This is a genomic window from Flavobacterium sp. ACAM 123 (genome assembly GCF_000264055.1).
Classification (GTDB): domain Bacteria; phylum Bacteroidota; class Bacteroidia; order Flavobacteriales; family Flavobacteriaceae; genus Flavobacterium.
On sequence record NZ_AJXL01000007.1, the window covers coordinates 45,427 to 63,280 of the forward strand.

Consider the following 17,854-nt stretch of genomic DNA (forward strand, 5'->3'; position numbering starts at 1 on the left):
TATATATTGGTCAAAAGTACAGCTATTCCTTTAATTTATAAACTCATTTAGTGATAGATTAGTGAAGAAAGTAATGAAATAGAGTAAGCCGTTTGTTGTATTTCTTTTGAGTTAAATGAAAGAGGGATTCAGATCAAAAAATGGGATATAAAAAAAGCCTTAAAAGGAATTCCTTTTAAGGCTTTAATATAATTTAAGAATAAATTATTTTATTCTGAAAGTAACTTTTCTAACTAATTTTCTAGCACCTTCTGAATCTTTCTCAACAGAAGTATCTTCACCTGCTGCGATAACACTTAATCTTGAAGCATCGATATTAGCTTTAGTTAAAATATTTTTCACATTAGCAGCTCTTTCATTAGATAACTTATCGTTGTATGCAGATCTTCCTAATTCATCAGCATGACCGATTATATCAACTGAAGCGCTTGGATTGTTTCTTAAATACGTTAAGATAAAATCAATACCTGTAGTAGAAACAGTTGTTGGATTTGTTTTGTCAAAATCAAAATAAGTAGCTACATAACCACCGTTGATCAAGCTTTTGATTAATTCATTATTAGTTGCAGTAGACTGATTGTTTTTATTAACGTAGTTAGCTAATAAATAGTTTTCTAATTCGTCAGGAACGTTATTGTTGTTTAAATCAATAGCTCTACCTTTAGAATCAACCATTACACCAGAAACAGTGTTTTTTTCAAGATCTAAATAATCAGCAACTCCATCTTGATCAGTATCAATCAACATAGTTTCTAGATTGTCAACTCTTTCTGTTAAAGCTAAGACATCTTTATCGATAAGAGTGACCCAGTCAGCGTGTTTGTCATTTTTACCTAAGTAAACAGTTACACCTACAGTACCATTAAAAAGAACTCCACCAAATCCTCTTGAACCGATAGTACTTTGTCCGTCAAAGGCATGATCTTGTTTAGCATTAAGGATTGTCGTAAAATCTCCTGTTAGGGCAATTCTGTCAGATAATTTAATTTGACCAGTTACACCAGCTATAAAGTTACCCATTCTGTCTTTTAATGCAGAATTTTCATCTTCTAATTGAGATAGTCCGAAACCAGCATGACCTAACAAGCCAATAGTATTAGTCCAAGTTTCAAAGTTCATGATTCTTCCCAAGTTAGCAACACCTTGTAAATCTGCCCTGTAATATTTAGTGTCAAAACTTCTTGAATCTTCACCTTCTTTAAAACTATTGTATCCAAAATCAGCTTTCAAACCAAATTTGTTGTTAAACATATATCTAACTCCTAAATCGGCTACATATGCGCTTGCTACTGAAGTTCTATAACCATTGGTCATAGGTCTCATAGGTTTGTTCAAACCACCTGATAACTCAACTGACCATTGGTTGAATTCAGGATTTACCGTTTTTACTGGCTCTGTTTGAGCTGATACTGTTGCGAATGCCGAAGCAAAAACCAACGAAAGTATAATCTTTTTCATTTTTATCTATTGATTAGAATTTCTGCAAAAGTAACGAATTTTGTTTAATAAGAATTTTCAAACAGTAAATTTTACAAAAATCAAATTTAATTTTATAAAATTCAGTGTAAAATGATAAAATATCTAGATTATATTACGTTTTTAATAATGTTCTAGCAGAATTGTGTCGCTATTTCATTTGTTGTCGTAATGCACATGTGACTAGAGTTCAGTTTTTTAACAAGAAAAAGCATCTCATTTTAACTGTTTTAAGACTTCGGTCATTTTTTTATAGGTCATGAAGTTTTTATGAACTATTTGATGGTCAATTTTTTCATGTGCCCATGTAGTATGAAATGGGATATGAACGGCATGCCCTCCAATGGCCAAAACGGGTAAAACATCTGATTTTAGTGAATTTCCAATCATAAAAAATTCGGATGGTTGTATTTCTAATCGTCTAATCAAGTCGGTGTAATCAACCTCCTGTTTGTCTGACATCACTTCAATATGATGAAAATAATGTCCTAGTCCTGAATTATGCAATTTTCTGCGCTGATCTAATAAGTCGCCTTTGGTGGCAACTACCAGCTTATATTTCCCATGCAGAGCTTCCAGTGTTTCTTCAACACCATCCAATAAAACGATCGGTTTTTCAAGTAGTTCCTTACCATATTGTACTATTTTTTCGATTATTTCAACGGGAAGGGTGTTATTTGAAATACGCATTGCTGCTTCAATCATAGAAAGAATATAGCCTTTTATACCATATCCGTATAGTTGTAGGTTATCGATTTCCATTTTAAACAGTTCTTTAGAAATACTTTGATGTGACAAATAATCTTCCATCAAACCACAAAATTTTTTCTCCGTTTCAGCAAAATAAGTTTCGTTGATGAATAAAGTGTCATCAGCATCGAAGGCAATTACTTTTAAATTTTTCATGTTGTTTTTTTAGTCCTGAAGAGGGATGTCCTCCTTAGTGTTTTTTACTATGTTTTTTATCGAAAGCGTTTTTGTGTAAAAGGTAATTCGGATACCCAAAAGTAAAATAAGCCCCCCAATAATCATATTCAATGTAATTTGCTCCTCTAAAAAGAACCAAGCTAATAGCGAGGTCAAAACGGCTTGGCCTAATAAACTGAGTGAAACTCTGGTGGTGCGCATGTGCTGTGTGGCATAACTAATCGACAACCAAGCTATCAATTGACATACGACCGCCTGAATACATAAAACGAACCAACCTGCGTCCGAAAACCCGAAAAATGGCTCGTCAAGTAGGGCACAAACAACACCTAAAAACACCGTTGATGATAGAAGGCTGATTGTCATGAAAGAGAGTACGTCCATTTGAGAGAGCACTTTTTTACTCATTAGTAAATATACTGAATACAAAACTCCAGCTAATACGGCCAGTAGAAATGCTGTATCGAAATCTAATTCCAAGAAAAATTTAAAACCTACCAACATAGCCATTCCAAATAATGCCACTGTCGTTCCAATCCAAAAATTAGTTGCCGGTTTGGTGTTTAGAAAGACGTAGGAAATAATACCTACCCAAAGCGGAGCTAAATTGACAAGCAAGGAAGCTTGCGTAGCACTTGAATTTTGAATTGCGATATTCCAAACGGCCACATCAGAAGCAAATAGCACCCCGCAAAGTAGGGCTAGAATTAAAATTTTTTTGTTAGGAAGTTTTAATTTTTTTGTGATAAGCACATAGGGTAGTAGAATTGTAAGCGATATTGCCATTCTGTAAAACGCAGAAATTAATCCAGGAGTCAGCCTGAGTTTAACTAATATTGGAAAAATAGAAATACAAAGTATTCCAAAAGCTAAAGCTAATCTTGGTTTTGCGTTGGTCATTTATATAGTATCAGAAAATTAAACTAGCCTATCGAAATTGATTGGCATTTTTAGGTCTTTTAAAACAACTTTTATATTCGAAAAAGAATGTTCAGACGTGAATTTTACTCCAAATTTGCAAATTTCCTACCGTTGCAGCAGAAAGTAATTTGCAAATTAGTGGTAACCTCTTAATTTATAGTCTCGCCATTCGCCGCTTCAGTATCTGGGTTAACAAAAACTAATTTCCCTTCTTTACTTGTGGTCATCAAGATCATTCCTTGACTTTCCACACCTCGTAAGTTTCTTGGTGCTAAGTTTACTAATACGGTCACTTTTTTGCCAACAATATCTTCCGGTTTGAAGCTCTCGGCAATTCCTGAAACGATGGTGCGAACATCAATTCCAGTATCCACTTTTAAAATCAGTAATTTATTCGCTTTAGGCATTTTCGAAGCTTCGATAATAGTACCAACACGCATATCTATTTTGGCGAAATCATCAAACTGAATCGCTTCTTTTTGAGGTTCCACTACTTTGTTTTCCGCTTTGTTGGCTACTTTAGTTGCTTCCAGTTTGTCTATTTGTTTCTGAATTTCTTCATCTTCAATTTTGGCAAAAAGCAATTCTGCCTCGCCTATTTGATGTCCTGCAGGAATTAAATCAGATGTTTCTGAAATCGTACTCCAAGACAGCGGCATTTCTATTTTTAAAATTCGGGACAATTTCTTGGCGGTAAAAGGCAAGAACGGTTCGCAAAGCGAACTCAAAGCGGCGGCGATTTGCAAAGCCACATACATTTGTGTTTGCACGCGCTCTGGATTGTCTTTGATTACTTTCCAAGGCTCTTCATCGGCTAAATATTTATTTCCTAAACGCGCTACATTCATTAATTCACCAAGTGCTTCTCTAAATCTGTATCGTTCAACAGAACTAGAAATTACCGCCGGATAGGCTTTTAATTCTGTTAAAGTCGCTTCGTCCACCTCAGAGAATTTATTTGGTTTAGGAACTGCACCATTATAATATTTATTGGTTAAAACCACCACGCGATTAATGAAATTACCATAAATAGCTACCAATTCATTGTTATTTCTCGCCTGAAAATCTTTCCACGTAAAATCATTGTCTTTAGTTTCTGGAGCGTTAGAAGTCAATGCGTAACGCAAAACATCTTGCTGACCAGGAAAATCTTCCAGATATTCGTGCAGCCAAACCGCCCAGTTTTTAGAAGTAGACAATTTATTTCCTTCTAAGTTCAAGAACTCATTTGCTGGCACATTGTTTGGCAAAACATAACTTCCTTCTGCTTTTAACATCGCGGGAAAAATGATACAATGAAAAACAATATTGTCTTTCCCTATAAAGTGAACCAACTTTGTATCTTTATCTTTCCAGTACGGTTCCCATTCTTTTCCTTCGCGCAAAGCCCATTCTTTGGTAGCCGAGATGTATCCAATAGGGGCATCAAACCACACGTATAATTTTTTTCCTTCGGCACCTTCAACGGGAACATCAATTCCCCAGTCGAGGTCACGCGTTACCGCACGAGGTTCTAATCCGCCATCGATCCAAGATTTTACTTGACCGTAAACATTGGGTTTCCAGTCGTTTTTATGGCCAACAAGGATCCACTCTTTTAAGAATTCTTCATAACGATCCAAAGGTAAAAACCAGTGTTTCGTTGATTTCATAATAGGCGTTTCTCCCGTAATAGTAGATTTTGGATTAATTAAATCCGTTGCGTTAAGCGTTGACCCACATTTTTCACATTGATCTCCATAGGCTTCCTCATTGCCGCATTTTGGGCAAGTTCCTACTACGAAACGATCTGCTAAGAACTGATCTGCTTTGGCATCATAGAGTTGCTCTGTTACTTGTTCTATAAAATCGCCTTTTTCATATAAAGTCTTGAAAAATTCCGAAGCTGTATCGTGGTGAATTTTAGCCGAAGTTCGAGAATAGTTGTCAAACGAAATATCAAAGTCAATAAACGATTTACGAATAATTCCGTCGTATTTATCGATTACTTCCTGAGGCGTGATGCCTTCTTTTTTAGCTTTCATTGAAATGGCAACTCCGTGCTCATCGCTTCCGCAAACAAATAAAACATCTCTTCCTTGCAATCTCAGGTAACGGGAATAAATATCAGAAGGCACGTAAACACCTGCCAAATGACCAATGTGAATTGGTCCGTTTGTGTAAGGCAATGCCGCTGTAATCGTATATCTTTTTGGATTCTGTGTCATATAATTAATTTTAGATTCTGAAATTAATTCAGAATGCGGTGCAAAAATAAGAAATAGAATTTTTATTTGGAGCTATTTCCCGCTATCCGTTATAATCTTTTCTTTTTTTAAGGAAAAAAAGAAAAGGATTTCCACTGCTATCGCGGCTAGGGATTTGAGAATTCCACAATATTTATCCCCAAACTTGTCCTTCTGACGCAGGAGGAATCGCATCAAGCATGTCAAGCTTTGTGAATTAATTATTTGATCTCTCCTTGATCGGAATTATAAAGAAACAATGTAAATGTGTTCAAATCAGTCTATAAAAACACTCCAATCAAGCATTGTTGCACCTTCATGGATTTTAATTAGTGGTGGCGTTACTTGATGGGATTCCTCGTTCTTTGGAAAGACCATATTGTGGAAAGACATAATCTATAGAAGCTTTGGTTTAAGAATTAAAAAGAAGAATGTGTTTGTATCCAATTCATCTATTGAAATAACACTACGCAAATGAAATAAATAATTTTTCATAACTTTGATTCGAGATAAATAAAATTGCAGAACTACTTTAACGCTTTTACTTATACCGTAATGTTTCAATGAATTTTTATAGCAAGCGAACGTTATTTATGGAGAAGACAAAGAGCCTACAAAAAACTAGCTTTTAAATAGCTAAGGCAATAAGCCAGATTAAATAGAATCCCTATGAATAAATCTTATATAACGTGTTTAGACTGTGGTACGGTTAACTTAAATAAGGAATATTGTTGTAACTGCGGCGCTATATTAGATGTAGTGCTGAAGCGCAAACTTGAAAGGGAAAAAAAGATTCAAGAAAAAATGGAGCTCAAAGAAAGAACAAAGAAAGAGCCAAGTAAAATAGAACTCTTTTTAAAAAACGGTGTACAACACTCAAATATCCTAGTGCGCATTCTTTTTCAAGCAGTCTATTCAATTTGGATTTTCTTTGCCATAGTAATTGGAGGACTTATTTCCTTAATTGTTGCAGCTGCAGCAGGTTAAACAAAAAGTAGAAATGAAGATATCAAAACAAAATCGCCAGAATGCCTTTTTTAAAAGACAGGCAAAGAGTAAAAATTTATTTTGGAGAATATTCACTAAAGCGTTTAGTTCCTCTTGGGGCATTGGAGCACTTTTAGCGGCTCTTTCGGCTTGGACAGCTGGCATTTTGTATGTTTAGAAGAGTGGTGTATAGTCTGATGTTTCTGACCGCTATGACAATCTATCTCATGCAGCGGTTGAGTTTGCCATTAAACTCTTTTATCAATAATTATGTTAATGACTTTCTGTGTCTTCCTTTATTGCTAGGCGCGATGACCTTTGTAATTCAACGTCTTAAAAATGATAATTCTTTTCAATTTTCCATTGGTTTTGTTGTTTTTTTAGCGGGCTATTATTCTTTTTATTTCGAATATTATCTTCCTGGAGTCAATTCAAGGTATACAGCAGATTGGATTGACGTGATTTTATATTTTTCAGGCGGATTTGTTTTCTTTTTTAGTGAAAAGCAAAAAACAAAGGACTTTCGTCATAGAAATCTTTAAAAGTCCATTTAAGCTGCTGCACCTTCTAGCCGATTTTAACCCGTTCTTCCTGTCTCTTTCTTTATATTTGTAGGCCTAATTAAAAAAATGGCAATTTATGGCAAAAGGACCCGAAAAAAACACTAAAAATAAGGCTTTACACAGCAAATTGCTCAATCGGAAAAACACGAAACTTCAAGAAGAAAAAAAAGCAAAAGCATTACGTTTAAAAGCTTTAGTGGAAAGAATGAATCAGCAAAAGAATAAAGAATAGTAAAACATCAGAACCGATTAATCATATCTCACCGTATTTCTATTTTATTTTCCCTGTTAACGCAACCGTCGCGCTTGTGCCTGTTAACTCACTCGTAACACAAATAAAACTATTGAGCATTTTCTCCATCCAATATTTTACTCGAAATTTGCATATAACTATTAAATAAAAACCCACATGGAATTCGGTAGTATCATTATTTCAGAAACCGCAGCGAAAAGCGAAAACCCGCAGGACGTTATTAACTCTAATATTTCAGTTATTAACCTAATGAGAGAGGAAAAAATTGACGATGACTTGATTCACGAAGACGCCTTGATGAGTTATTATTTAGATTATTACACCGCTCAATATACCGAAGGGAATTTTGCCCAATTTGTGTACAACTCCCGTTGGAATACGGAGTTAAATGAACTGATCGAAGAAGGATTGGCCTTACTTGGCGCCGAAAAGCATTTGGAGTTATTCCAGCAACAATGCCAAAAAGTCAAATTGATGAGCGCTGTAAAACGAGATAAATTCTTCAAATCGAAACTCGAAGGTGTAAACCCAATCCGGGATTTGATGAATAGTAATACTTTTTTTGAAATAGAAGAAAACCTAGTTCAACTCAATGGCGCTTTCTTAAAATCCCATCCTGATATTGAAGTGCTCGCAGTAGACGATATGTTTGCCACACTAGAAGAATTTGTGGGACATGATATTAAAAGGTCTTAAAGTCGCTTTTCAGTTTTTTTAAGCACATAGAAGCGTAGATTTTTGTTATTTGTCAAAAAGACATTTAATTTATGTAGGAATCATAGCTATGTAAAAATATGGAATACTATAAAACTCTTTTTGCAATTGATTTTTCTTTGTCTAAAAATGCAGTGGTTATGCGTTTAAAAGATTTAAATCTTTGCGACGCTTTGATTTTGCTTTATGATCTTTGCGAGATAATTAGTATTGTACTGCATCGAAAATCCATATTAACGGAAACTTAAACCGTACGAATCTCAAGATTAACGTCTGAAAAAGTAAATGAGGCCTAATGAAGAGTTTAGTAGGTTATTTTTCAAAGCTGATTCTGCGTCGGTTTTTGTTCTTCCGTCAAAATTAAGGGATTGTTTTGTGTGCATTAAACTCGAGATGTCGGCACTTAATGATACGTTTCTAGAAACTTTTAAGGTCCCGGTAAAACCATAAATTAAGTTAATCATTTTATCCTGGTTTGTGCCGCTACGGAGCTGAGAAACTCCAGCCCCAGCATGAAATAATATCCCGACTGGATCTGCCCGATTATAAAGAGCTAATGCATAGCCTATATCGGCAACGGCTTGAATATCCATTCGTATATAGTTGCTGTCAAATTCTCTTGAGTTGTAGTTGTTTTTGAATTTATCATAACCACTATCTGCCTTTATACCTATGTATGGGTTAATGGTGTATCTTGTTCCTAAATCAATATGATAGAAACTAGGGGTAGAAGTGAAGTAGCCACGAGTCATTGTATTGTACGGTTTGTTCAACCCCACATTGAATTCTAATAACTATTTCTCATAATCTCCCCTATAGGCCTGGGCATTTAAATTCATAAGGACTGAAAGTAGCAGTAAAAGGAATGATTTTTTCATGTCCGTGAATAGAATAATAGTTGGTTTTAGTAAATTTATGATTTTTAGGAGAAAAAAGCTATTCTGCTTACCGAGTTGTGTTTAGTGCGCTATTTGTTTTACCTAACGTTGATAAGTAAGTTTTTCGTCAAAACTTTGTCTGATAAGTCTCAAACATTTCCTTAAATTTGCTTTCTGTAAAGAGATAAAAACCTAAGAGTTATAAAATTCAAACTATGTTACAAATTGCATTTATTAGAGAGAATCAAGAGAAGGTAATCCAAGCTTTGGCAAAAAGGAATATGGATGCCAAAAGTATTGTGGAAGATGTCTTACAATTAGACGCGCAACGTCGTGCTACGCAAGTAGAATTGGATGGTATTTTGGCTGAATCTAATAAATTGTCCAAAGACATTGGCGAAATGATGAAAAACGGCGAGAAATCGAAAGCCGCTATCCTAAAAGAAAAAACGGTTCTAAATAAAGAGAAAAGCAAGAAACTAGCTGAAACGGCTGATGCGATTGCTATTGAGCTTAGTGAGAAACTATATTCATTACCCAATCTTCCAGCCGATATTGTACCGGTAGGGAAAACACCTGAGGAAAACATAACCGTTTTTGAAGCGGGTGAAGTTCCTGTTTTATATAAAGGAGCTCAGCCACACTGGGAATTAGTTAAAAAATACGACATCATTGACTTCGAGTTGGGAAATAAAATCGCAGGAGCGGGATTTCCTGTTTACAAGGGCAAAGGAGCACGATTACAGCGTGCTTTAATTAATTATTTCTTAGATAAAAATACAGCAGCGGGTTACAATGAAGTACAAGTGCCTCATATGGTAAACGAAGCCTCTGCATACGGAACGGGACAATTGCCAGACAAAGAAGGGCAAATGTATCATGACGCTACCGATAATTTATATTTAATTCCTACGGCTGAGGTTCCGGTAACGAACCTGTTTAGAGATGTTATCTTAAACGAAAATGAACTGCCTGTTCTTACAACAGCTTATACGCCTTGTTTTCGTCGTGAAGCAGGTTCGTATGGCGCACATGTGCGTGGATTGAATCGTTTGCATCAATTCGACAAAGTGGAAATCGTACGTGTGGAGCACCCTGATAAGTCATATGAAGCTTTAGATGGAATGGTCGAACATGTAAAAGGCCTCCTTAACGAATTGAAATTACCGTATAGAATCTTACGCCTTTGTGGAGGAGACATGGGATTCACATCGGCATTAACTTATGATTTCGAAGTGTTTTCTACCGCACAAGATCGTTGGTTAGAAATTAGCTCGGTTTCTAACTTTGAAACTTTCCAAGCAAATCGTTTGAAACTGCGTTTCAAAGATAAAGACGGAAAAAACCAATTGGCACACACGCTTAACGGAAGTGCACTTGCTTTGCCAAGAGTACTGGCAGGAATCCTTGAAAATTATCAGACAGCGGAAGGAATCGTAATACCTGAAGTTTTACGTCCGTATTGCGGGTTTGATATTATAGACTAATTATTTTAGTCATCGGTCTCCGTTTTCAGTCTATAACTTCGCGACTAAAAACGTTGACTCAAAACATCGACTGAAAACTGAAAACCTGAAAATTGCGATTTATGAAAAAGCTCTTTCTTTATATCACTTTGTCATTCTCGCTGTTTGCGTTTGCTCAAAACGAACAATTAGCGCAGTATTATTATGACAAGGGCGATTTTGAAAAGGCCAAAATGGGTTATGAGGAATTGTTGCTCGTCGTTCCTCAAAACATGCAGTATTTCTTAAGGACTGTTGATTGTTACCAGCAATTGGAGCAATTTGACAGCGCGGAGAAAGCAATCACAACCCGACTTAATAAATACAATCAGGGAAATCTTTTAGTGGAATTGGGTTATAACTTTCAGTTGCAAGAGAATGAGGCTAAAGCCAAAATTTACTACGACCAAGCGATAGAGCTAATCAAGAAAAATCCGAATGAAGTCTATGGCATAGCAAGCACATTCGAAAAAAAAGTACTGCTGGATTATGCTTTGAAATCCTACCAAACGGCGACAGATTTAGAACCCAAATATAATTTTAATTATCAGAAAGGATTGCTTTACGGGCAATTGGGAAATACAGAAATGATGATTTCCACTTTTTTAGATGAATCGTATGCGAATCCGCAAAATTCGATACTAATCCAAAATCAATTGTCTCGCTTCATGTCAGATGATAGTGATGCTAACTTTAGTGAGACACTTAGAAAAGAATTGATAGTTCGGGTCCAAAAAATTCAAGATCTGTTTTGGAACCATTATTTGAGTTGGTTTTACGTCCAACAAAAAGAGTTTTCAAAAGCCTTTATTCAAGAAAAAGCCATCTATAAACGCAACCCGGAATCGCTGTCCAATATTGTCAATTTAGCATATCTTGCCGTTGAAGAAGACGATCAGGAAATTGCCGTTGCAATTTTAGGTTTTGTACTGGAAAACACCAAGGATCTCGAATTGTTGGTGCAGGCAAATACCTATTTGATGAGAATAAAAATAGATAAGGCGAAGGAAAAAGATTTTGCAACTATCAATGCAGAAATAGAGGGTTTGCTGACAGAATATGAAATCAGCCCATTTACCTTATCTTTGCAATTAATTCAGGCACATTTTGTAGCTTTTAATTTAAACAATCCGGAGCAAGGGAGAGCAATCATCAAAAAAGCGCTTGACTTGCGACTGAATGATTATGAAGTGGCTCAGGCCAAAATGGAATTAGCAGATATTTTACTTTTCGAAGAAAAATTCAATCAGGCATTAATTTATTATTCTCAGATTGAGATGGATTTGAAAAATGATGTGGTGGGGCATGAAGCGAGTCTAAAAGCAGCTAAAACGAGTTATTTTAAAACTGATTTTGTGTGGGCATTGAAACAGTTCAAGGAATTAAAATCAGCTAATACCCAACTGATAGCAAATGATGCATTAGAATATTTCCTGCTAATAAATGACAACACTGCAGCTGATTCAACACAAACAGCCCTGAAAGAATTTGCAAAAGGAGATTATCTTTTATATCAGAATAGAGATCAAGAAGCGATAATTCAATTTCAATCGATCTTAGGAAAGTATAAAGGGCAGGAAATAGAAGCGGTTACCTTGTTGCGTTTAGGAAAGGTCTATGAGAAAATGGCTGACTACACTTTGGCTTTAAGCCAATATCAAGAAATTATTGACCGTCATAGCGATGGAATTTATATCGATGAGGCTTTATTTTTCTCGGCTGAGATATATAATAAAAAGTTAAAAGAAACAGATAAAGCCAAGCCGCTATATGAAAAGATAATTTTCAATCACGAAGACAGTATCTACTTTGTGCAAGCCAGAAAAAGCTTCAGACAACTGCGTGGAGACACTAATTTATAAAAGAGCTCAACTATTTAATCGATTAAACAGTTGAATTAATAACCAGTTAAATAAAAAAGATGATAATATACAACGTTACCACAAACATACATGAAAGCGTTCATGACCAATGGATGATATGGATGCAGCACAAACATATTCCTGAGATTTTGGCTACAGGAAAATTTACTGCCGCCAGATTAGTTCGCGTATTAATAGAAGAAGAAATGGGAGGTGTGACATATTCAGCTCAGTACACAACAGATAGTAAGGAGACACTGGAAAAATATTACCAAGAAGATGCGCTAGGATTCCGTGAAGAAGGAGCAAAGTTGTTTGGAGAAAAAATGCTAGCCTTTAGAACAGAATTAGAAGTGATTTCTGAACACTAAATTCAGTATTCAGTTTTAAGCGTTCAGGCAATAGTCGGGAGCCTGCTTTAGCGTAGTCGCTAAAAGTAAGTTACAATCAAAATTACACTTAGTGCCTTAGTGCCTTTGTGGTAAAACAGAAGAAAATGGAAAAAGTAAAAGCCAAAAAACACCTCGGACAACACTTCTTGAAAGATGAAAGTATCGCTAAAGATATAGCGGATACGTTGGACTTGGAAGGGTATGATGATATACTGGAGATAGGACCTGGAATGGGCGTTTTAACTAAATATTTGTTAGAAAAACCAGTTACCACGTATGTAATTGAAATCGATACGGAATCCGTAACCTACTTGGACGAAAATTATCCAAAATTAAAGGATAAGATTATTTCAAAAGATTTTTTGAGGTACAATATTAATGAAGTTTTTGAGGGCAAGCAGTTCGCTATAATCGGGAATTTTCCCTATAATATTTCGACGCAAATTGTCTTTCGAACATTAGAATACCGCGATCAGATTCCTGAATTTGCAGGGATGTTCCAAAAGGAGGTTGCGCAGCGTATTTGTGAAAAGAAAGGAACTAAAGCATACGGAATTTTATCAGTTTTAGTGCAGGCATTTTATGATGCAGAATATCTGTTTACGGTAGATGAAAATGTTTTTATTCCTCCGCCAAAAGTAAAATCAGGTGTTTTACGTTTGCGCAGAAAGAAAGATTATAGTTTGCCTTGCGGAGAGAAATTATTTTTCTCGGTGGTTAAAACAGCTTTTCAACAACGTCGAAAGACCATGCGAAACAGTTTGAAAACGATGAACCTGTCTGATAGCTTGAGGGAGGACCCGATTTTTGACCTTCGTCCGGAGCAGTTAGACGTAGCGCAATTTATTGAACTTACCCAAAAAATAGAAGCGGATGGAATTTAAAATCAGCAAAAACTTAATACTCGAATTAGAGCAACACATTGTCAATAAGAACGATAAAGAACTGGAAGCTTTATTGAGTGAGGTGCACCATGCTGATATTGCTGAGATTTTGGATGAGCTTGATTTTGATGAAGCGACCTATATTTTTAAGGTATTAGACAGTGATAAAACGGCAGAAATTCTTCTTGAGCTGGAGGATGATTTGCGGGAGAATATATTAAGTAGGCTTTCGCCAAAGGAAATCGCAGAAGAATTAGATGAGCTGGATACGAATGATGCGGCCGATATTATTGCTGAGCTTTCTCAGGATTTAAAAGCGGAAGTAATCTCTGAGTTGAATGATCTTGAGCATGCAAAAGACATTGTCGATTTGTTGCGTTATGACGAGAACTCTGCAGGGGGATTGATGGGAAAAGAGTTAGTAAGGGTGAATGAAAACTGGAATGTGCTGACTTGTGTTAAAGAAATGCGCATCCAGGCTGAGAACGTTTCGAGGGTACATTCAATATATGTTGTCGATGATGAAAACAGATTGAAAGGCAGACTTTCATTGAAGGACTTATTGACTACATCAACAAAAACCCATATTAGTGATATTTATATCCGTAAGCTAAATTGGGTTAACGTAGATACTGAAGATGTTGAAGTAGCCCGAATCATGCAAAAATATGATTTAGAAGCTATTCCTGTTGTAGATGAAATGGGACGTTTAGTCGGTCGTATCACCATTGATGACATTATTGACGTTATTAGGGATGAAGCGGATCAAGATTACCAGATGGCAGCGGGTATCTCTAAAGATGTAGAAGCAGATGATAGTATTTTAGAGCATACGAAAGCCCGTCTACCTTGGTTAGTTTTGGCACTTTTGGGAGGTTTTATTTCCGTAAAAGTGCTTGGGTTGTTTGAGGGCGCGATGTTGAAGCACGGAGAATTATTCTTTTTTACACCGCTTATTGCTGCGATGGCAGGAAATGTAGGAGTGCAATCATCGGCAATTATTGTGCAAGGCTTGGCAAACAACACGTTGAGTGGATCCTTGTTTAGTCGACTGGTGAAAGAGGTATCTCTTAGTTTGCTTAATGGGTTAATTCTGGCAGTTATACTATTCGTTGGGAGTCATTATCTTTTAGATGTCAAAATTGTTATTGGGGTGATTGTCACTACAGCCTTGGTTTCGGTAATTATAATTGCGTCGCTTATAGGAACCTTTGTACCTTTATTGTTGGATAAATTTGGGATTGACCCTGCATTAGCGACAGGTCCGTTTATCACGACAAGTAATGATATTTGCGGGATTCTTATCTATTTTTCAATAGCAAGAATTATTTTAGGCTTTTAACTGCAGGCTACTGATTTTTGCAGAATAAAATACAGTCGATGATTGCCGCAATCATGGACCGAAAACAAAAACCAAAAAATCACAAATAGAGATGAAAGTACATATAATAGGAGGGGGAAACCTCGGAACTTCAATCGCAATAGGAATATCTAAATTTTCGAAAAACAATCAGGTTACCATCACTAGAAGAAATACGGTTAGTATTGCTCATCTTGAAAATAGCGGGATAACGGTTTCTTCAGATAATACACACAACATTGAAGAGGCTGATTTAGTTATTCTTACTGTAAAGCCTTATCAAGTGGATGTTGTTTTGGCTGATATACTCCAAAAAATTACAAACAAAACAATTGCTTCCGCAGTAAGTGGTTTGTCTATCGAAGTGCTGCAAAGTAAGATAGGCGATGGAAATCATGCGATGCGAATCATGCCTAATATTGCGTCACGATTTGGAGAGTCTGCAACGTGTATTTCATTCAGTGAAAATAATAAAGCGCAAGCCCAGCCTGTTATCGCTTTATTTGAAGATCTTGGCACAGCTCCCGTTATCGATGAAAAATTAATGGATGCCGCTACTGTTTTGGCAGCGAGCGGAACCGCTTTTGCCCTGCGTTACATTAGAGCATCAATGCAGGCAGGTATCGAAATAGGATTTGATTGGAAAACAGCATTGGCTATTTCGGCGCAAACCGTGAAGGGAGCGGCAGAAATGTTAATGGAAGAACAAGTACATCCAGAACAGTTAATTGACAGGGTAACTACTCCTAAAGGCTGCACCATTGCTGGACTTAATGAAATGGAGATGCACGGATTTAGCTCTTCGCTGATACGAGGAATCAAAGCCTCTTTAACTCAAATAAAAGGTTAATTTTAATTTTTTATAGCGTAAATGTGTAAGTCGGATTAGTATAAAAATCTTGCAGTCAGTGCAGTATACTTACTTTTAAAACAACAGGTACTTCATCGGATTAAAATGCGATACGTCGAAAAAAAGGGGAAGAGTTTTCTTTGAAACATAATAAAACGTAAATTTACTTCACCCCACTATTCTACTCTTGCCCTTCTAATTAATGGTATAATTGAAAACTAATAATTAATATACATTATGATGAAAAAACTACTTTACCATTTTTACGAGAGGATTTCTAATTTTTTATTTGGCGGGCAAAACGTTTCACCATTTTAAAGGATTGAACCAGGTGTTTTAAAAGAACCTATTTATGATAGTACTTCATGGGAATACTATAAACTGGAAAACCATTTCTAAATTGAAATAATTTAGAAATGGTTTTTTTGATTTTCACCAGTTCGAAATTACAATCTACGTGATTCGTTTAGCAATTATGGTTATTTATTAGTTGGAAAATGCATGATATTAAAACAATAAAAGGTATTTTTTCGTTAATTTTGGTTTCTAAACGTAGAAACATTTTCATGGATATTAAAATTCTTCATATTGACAGCAACAATGCCACTTTGATGGGGCAATTGCAGGAATTAGGTTTTGAAAATCACGAAGACTTCACTTCTTCAAAAGAAGAAATTGAGGCCAAAATACAGTCTTATCAAGGGATTGTAATTCGAAGCCGATTCAAAATTGATAAGACTTTTTTAGATAAAGCAATAAATTTACAATTTATTGCTCGTGTTGGTGCCGGACTAGAAAGTATCGATTGTGACTATGCAGCGTCAAAAAACATTTCGCTCATTGCTGCTCCTGAAGGGAATAGAAATGCGGTTGCTGAGCATACCTTAGGAATGATTTTATCGCTTTTTAACAACCTGAATAAAGCGGACAAGGAAATTCGATCGGGACACTGGAATCGGGAAAGCAATAGAGGACATGAACTGGATGGTAAAACGGTAGGCATTATAGGCTACGGCAATATGGGAAAATGCTTTGCCAAAAAGCTGCGTGGTTTTGAAGTGGAAGTGCTTTGCCATGATATTCAGGAGAATGTGGGAGATGCTAACGCAAAACAGGTTTCTCTGGAAGAATTACAACAAAAAGCAGATGTGTTGAGTTTGCATATTCCCTGGACATCGGAAACCAATAAAATGGTTGACGCTAGTTTTATAGCTGCTTTTGCAAAGCCTTTTTGGATTTTCAACACCTCCAGAGGCAAAAACATAGTAACGGCAGATCTGGCAGCTGCTTTGTCGACAGGAAAGGTTTTAGGAGCAGGGTTAGATGTGTTAGAGTATGAGAAATTATCCTTTGAGACGCTTTTTCAAGAAGAGAATACGCCCGAGGCTTTTCAAAACCTATTAGAAGCGGACAATCTTATATTGACACCTCATGTTGCTGGTTGGACGTTCGAGAGTCATGAACGGTTAGCGCAAGTTATTGTAGATAAGATTAAAGCACAGTACTTTGATGAAGACAAAGCAAGGATTGATGAAAAAGGATTATAAGAATAGGGAACTATTTTTGAAGCTAAAAAAGCTTAAATTTTTGATTTCTTGCGGCAGTAAATTTGGTGAAATTTTGGATTCCGAAGCAAACAAAATGGAATTTCAGGAGCTGGTTGATCCCGTTTTTAAATAAAATTGTATATATTTAATCTTTGGATATCAATCAAATAATCACTTAATATGGAAAATGCAAACCAGGAACATTGGAACAATCCACAACCGGTTAAAGTCGACAACAAAAAAATAGCTGCAGGTTTATTAGCGATTCTTCTGGCGCCTTTTGGAATTCATAAGTTCCTTTTAGGATATACACAGGAAGGAATAATCTGGCTTGTTATTAGTCTTTTCACCTGTGGTACAGTTACGGCATTGCTTGGTCTTATAGAAGGAATAGTTTACTTGACTAAATCAGATGAAGAGTTTTATCAAACCTATCAGGTAAATAAAAAAGGATGGTTTTAATAACAATTATATTTACGTGTTAGTTTAATAAGGTTCTGGTATAAACAT

18 protein-coding genes are annotated in these 17,854 nt (G+C 36.0%); 13 read left to right on the plus strand and 5 right to left on the minus strand.

The window, feature by feature from the left end; genetic code table 11:
- Positions 1-204 precede the first annotated feature (204 nt).
- The 4 genes from A3SG_RS0102235 to metG form a co-directional block, all read right to left on the minus strand.
- A complete protein-coding gene (locus tag A3SG_RS0102235) occupies positions 205-1,458 on the minus strand; it encodes an OmpA family protein (protein WP_016988375.1) in 1,254 nt (417 codons plus the stop codon).
- A 234-nt stretch (positions 1,459-1,692) separates the two neighbouring features.
- On the minus strand, positions 1,693-2,382 hold the full coding sequence (locus tag A3SG_RS0102240; RefSeq protein ID WP_016988376.1) for an HAD family hydrolase: 690 nt from the start codon (positions 2,380-2,382) through the stop codon (positions 1,693-1,695).
- Positions 2,383-2,391: 9 nt separating this feature from the next.
- Positions 2,392-3,303: a DMT family transporter gene (locus tag A3SG_RS0102245; RefSeq protein ID WP_016988377.1), complete on the minus strand. Its 912-nt coding sequence runs from the start codon at positions 3,301-3,303 to the stop codon at positions 2,392-2,394.
- Positions 3,304-3,473: 170 nt separating this feature from the next.
- Positions 3,474-5,531: a methionine--tRNA ligase gene (metG, locus tag A3SG_RS0102250; protein ID WP_016988378.1), complete on the minus strand. Its 2,058-nt coding sequence runs from the start codon at positions 5,529-5,531 to the stop codon at positions 3,474-3,476.
- 687 nt (positions 5,532-6,218) lie between these two features.
- Between metG and A3SG_RS0102260 the strand changes: the two genes are divergently transcribed.
- The 5 genes from A3SG_RS0102260 (at position 6,219) to A3SG_RS0102280 (ending at position 8,048) form a co-directional block, all read left to right on the plus strand.
- Positions 6,219-6,536 carry a hypothetical protein gene (locus tag A3SG_RS0102260; protein WP_029596567.1) on the plus strand — a complete coding sequence of 106 codons (318 nt, stop codon included), beginning with the start codon at positions 6,219-6,221 and terminating at the stop codon, positions 6,534-6,536.
- A gap of 13 nt (positions 6,537-6,549) precedes the next feature.
- Positions 6,550-6,714: a hypothetical protein gene (locus A3SG_RS0102265; RefSeq protein WP_157485269.1), complete on the plus strand. Its 165-nt coding sequence runs from the start codon at positions 6,550-6,552 to the stop codon at positions 6,712-6,714.
- Between the two features lie 34 nt (positions 6,715-6,748).
- Positions 6,749-7,078 (plus strand): hypothetical protein, encoded by a 330-nt coding sequence (locus A3SG_RS18875; RefSeq protein WP_157485270.1) that lies wholly within the window; start codon positions 6,749-6,751, stop codon positions 7,076-7,078.
- 97 nt (positions 7,079-7,175) lie between these two features.
- On the plus strand, positions 7,176-7,331 hold the full coding sequence (locus A3SG_RS21805; protein WP_016988383.1) for a hypothetical protein: 156 nt from the start codon (positions 7,176-7,178) through the stop codon (positions 7,329-7,331).
- Positions 7,332-7,508: 177 nt separating this feature from the next.
- Positions 7,509-8,048, plus strand: a complete 540-nt coding sequence (locus tag A3SG_RS0102280; RefSeq protein WP_016988384.1) for a hypothetical protein — start codon at positions 7,509-7,511, stop codon at positions 8,046-8,048.
- A 284-nt stretch (positions 8,049-8,332) separates the two neighbouring features.
- On the opposite strand, the gene A3SG_RS0102290 is transcribed toward A3SG_RS0102280, so the two are convergent.
- A complete protein-coding gene (locus A3SG_RS0102290) occupies positions 8,333-8,818 on the minus strand; it encodes a hypothetical protein (protein WP_016988386.1) in 486 nt (161 codons plus the stop codon).
- A gap of 341 nt (positions 8,819-9,159) precedes the next feature.
- Between A3SG_RS0102290 and serS the strand changes: the two genes are divergently transcribed.
- The 8 genes from serS (at position 9,160) to A3SG_RS0102335 (ending at position 17,806) form a co-directional block, all read left to right on the plus strand.
- Positions 9,160-10,431: a serine--tRNA ligase gene (gene serS, locus A3SG_RS0102295; protein ID WP_016988387.1), complete on the plus strand. Its 1,272-nt coding sequence runs from the start codon at positions 9,160-9,162 to the stop codon at positions 10,429-10,431.
- A 101-nt stretch (positions 10,432-10,532) separates the two neighbouring features.
- Positions 10,533-12,311: a tetratricopeptide repeat protein gene (locus tag A3SG_RS0102300; RefSeq protein ID WP_016988388.1), complete on the plus strand. Its 1,779-nt coding sequence runs from the start codon at positions 10,533-10,535 to the stop codon at positions 12,309-12,311.
- Positions 12,312-12,370: 59 nt separating this feature from the next.
- The gene (locus tag A3SG_RS0102305) at positions 12,371-12,682 is read left to right on the plus strand and encodes a DUF4286 family protein (RefSeq protein WP_016988389.1); all 312 of its coding nucleotides are present in this window, start codon (positions 12,371-12,373) and stop codon (positions 12,680-12,682) included.
- Positions 12,683-12,807: 125 nt separating this feature from the next.
- The gene (gene rsmA, locus A3SG_RS0102310) at positions 12,808-13,587 is read left to right on the plus strand and encodes a 16S rRNA (adenine(1518)-N(6)/adenine(1519)-N(6))-dimethyltransferase RsmA (protein WP_016988390.1); all 780 of its coding nucleotides are present in this window, start codon (positions 12,808-12,810) and stop codon (positions 13,585-13,587) included.
- Positions 13,577-14,929, plus strand: a complete 1,353-nt coding sequence (mgtE, locus tag A3SG_RS0102315) for a magnesium transporter (RefSeq protein ID WP_016988391.1) — start codon at positions 13,577-13,579, stop codon at positions 14,927-14,929. Before rsmA ends, mgtE begins: the two co-directional genes overlap by 11 nt.
- Positions 14,930-15,020: 91 nt before the next feature.
- The gene (proC, locus tag A3SG_RS0102320; RefSeq protein ID WP_016988392.1) at positions 15,021-15,797 is read left to right on the plus strand and encodes a pyrroline-5-carboxylate reductase; all 777 of its coding nucleotides are present in this window, start codon (positions 15,021-15,023) and stop codon (positions 15,795-15,797) included.
- A 566-nt stretch (positions 15,798-16,363) separates the two neighbouring features.
- Entirely contained in the window at positions 16,364-17,344 is a 981-nt protein-coding gene (locus A3SG_RS18880) for a 2-hydroxyacid dehydrogenase (RefSeq protein ID WP_050979815.1), read from the plus strand.
- Between the two features lie 180 nt (positions 17,345-17,524).
- Complete coding sequence (locus tag A3SG_RS0102335) at positions 17,525-17,806, plus strand: TM2 domain-containing protein (RefSeq protein WP_016988395.1); 282 nt, start codon at positions 17,525-17,527, stop codon at positions 17,804-17,806.
- Positions 17,807-17,854 lie beyond the last annotated feature (48 nt).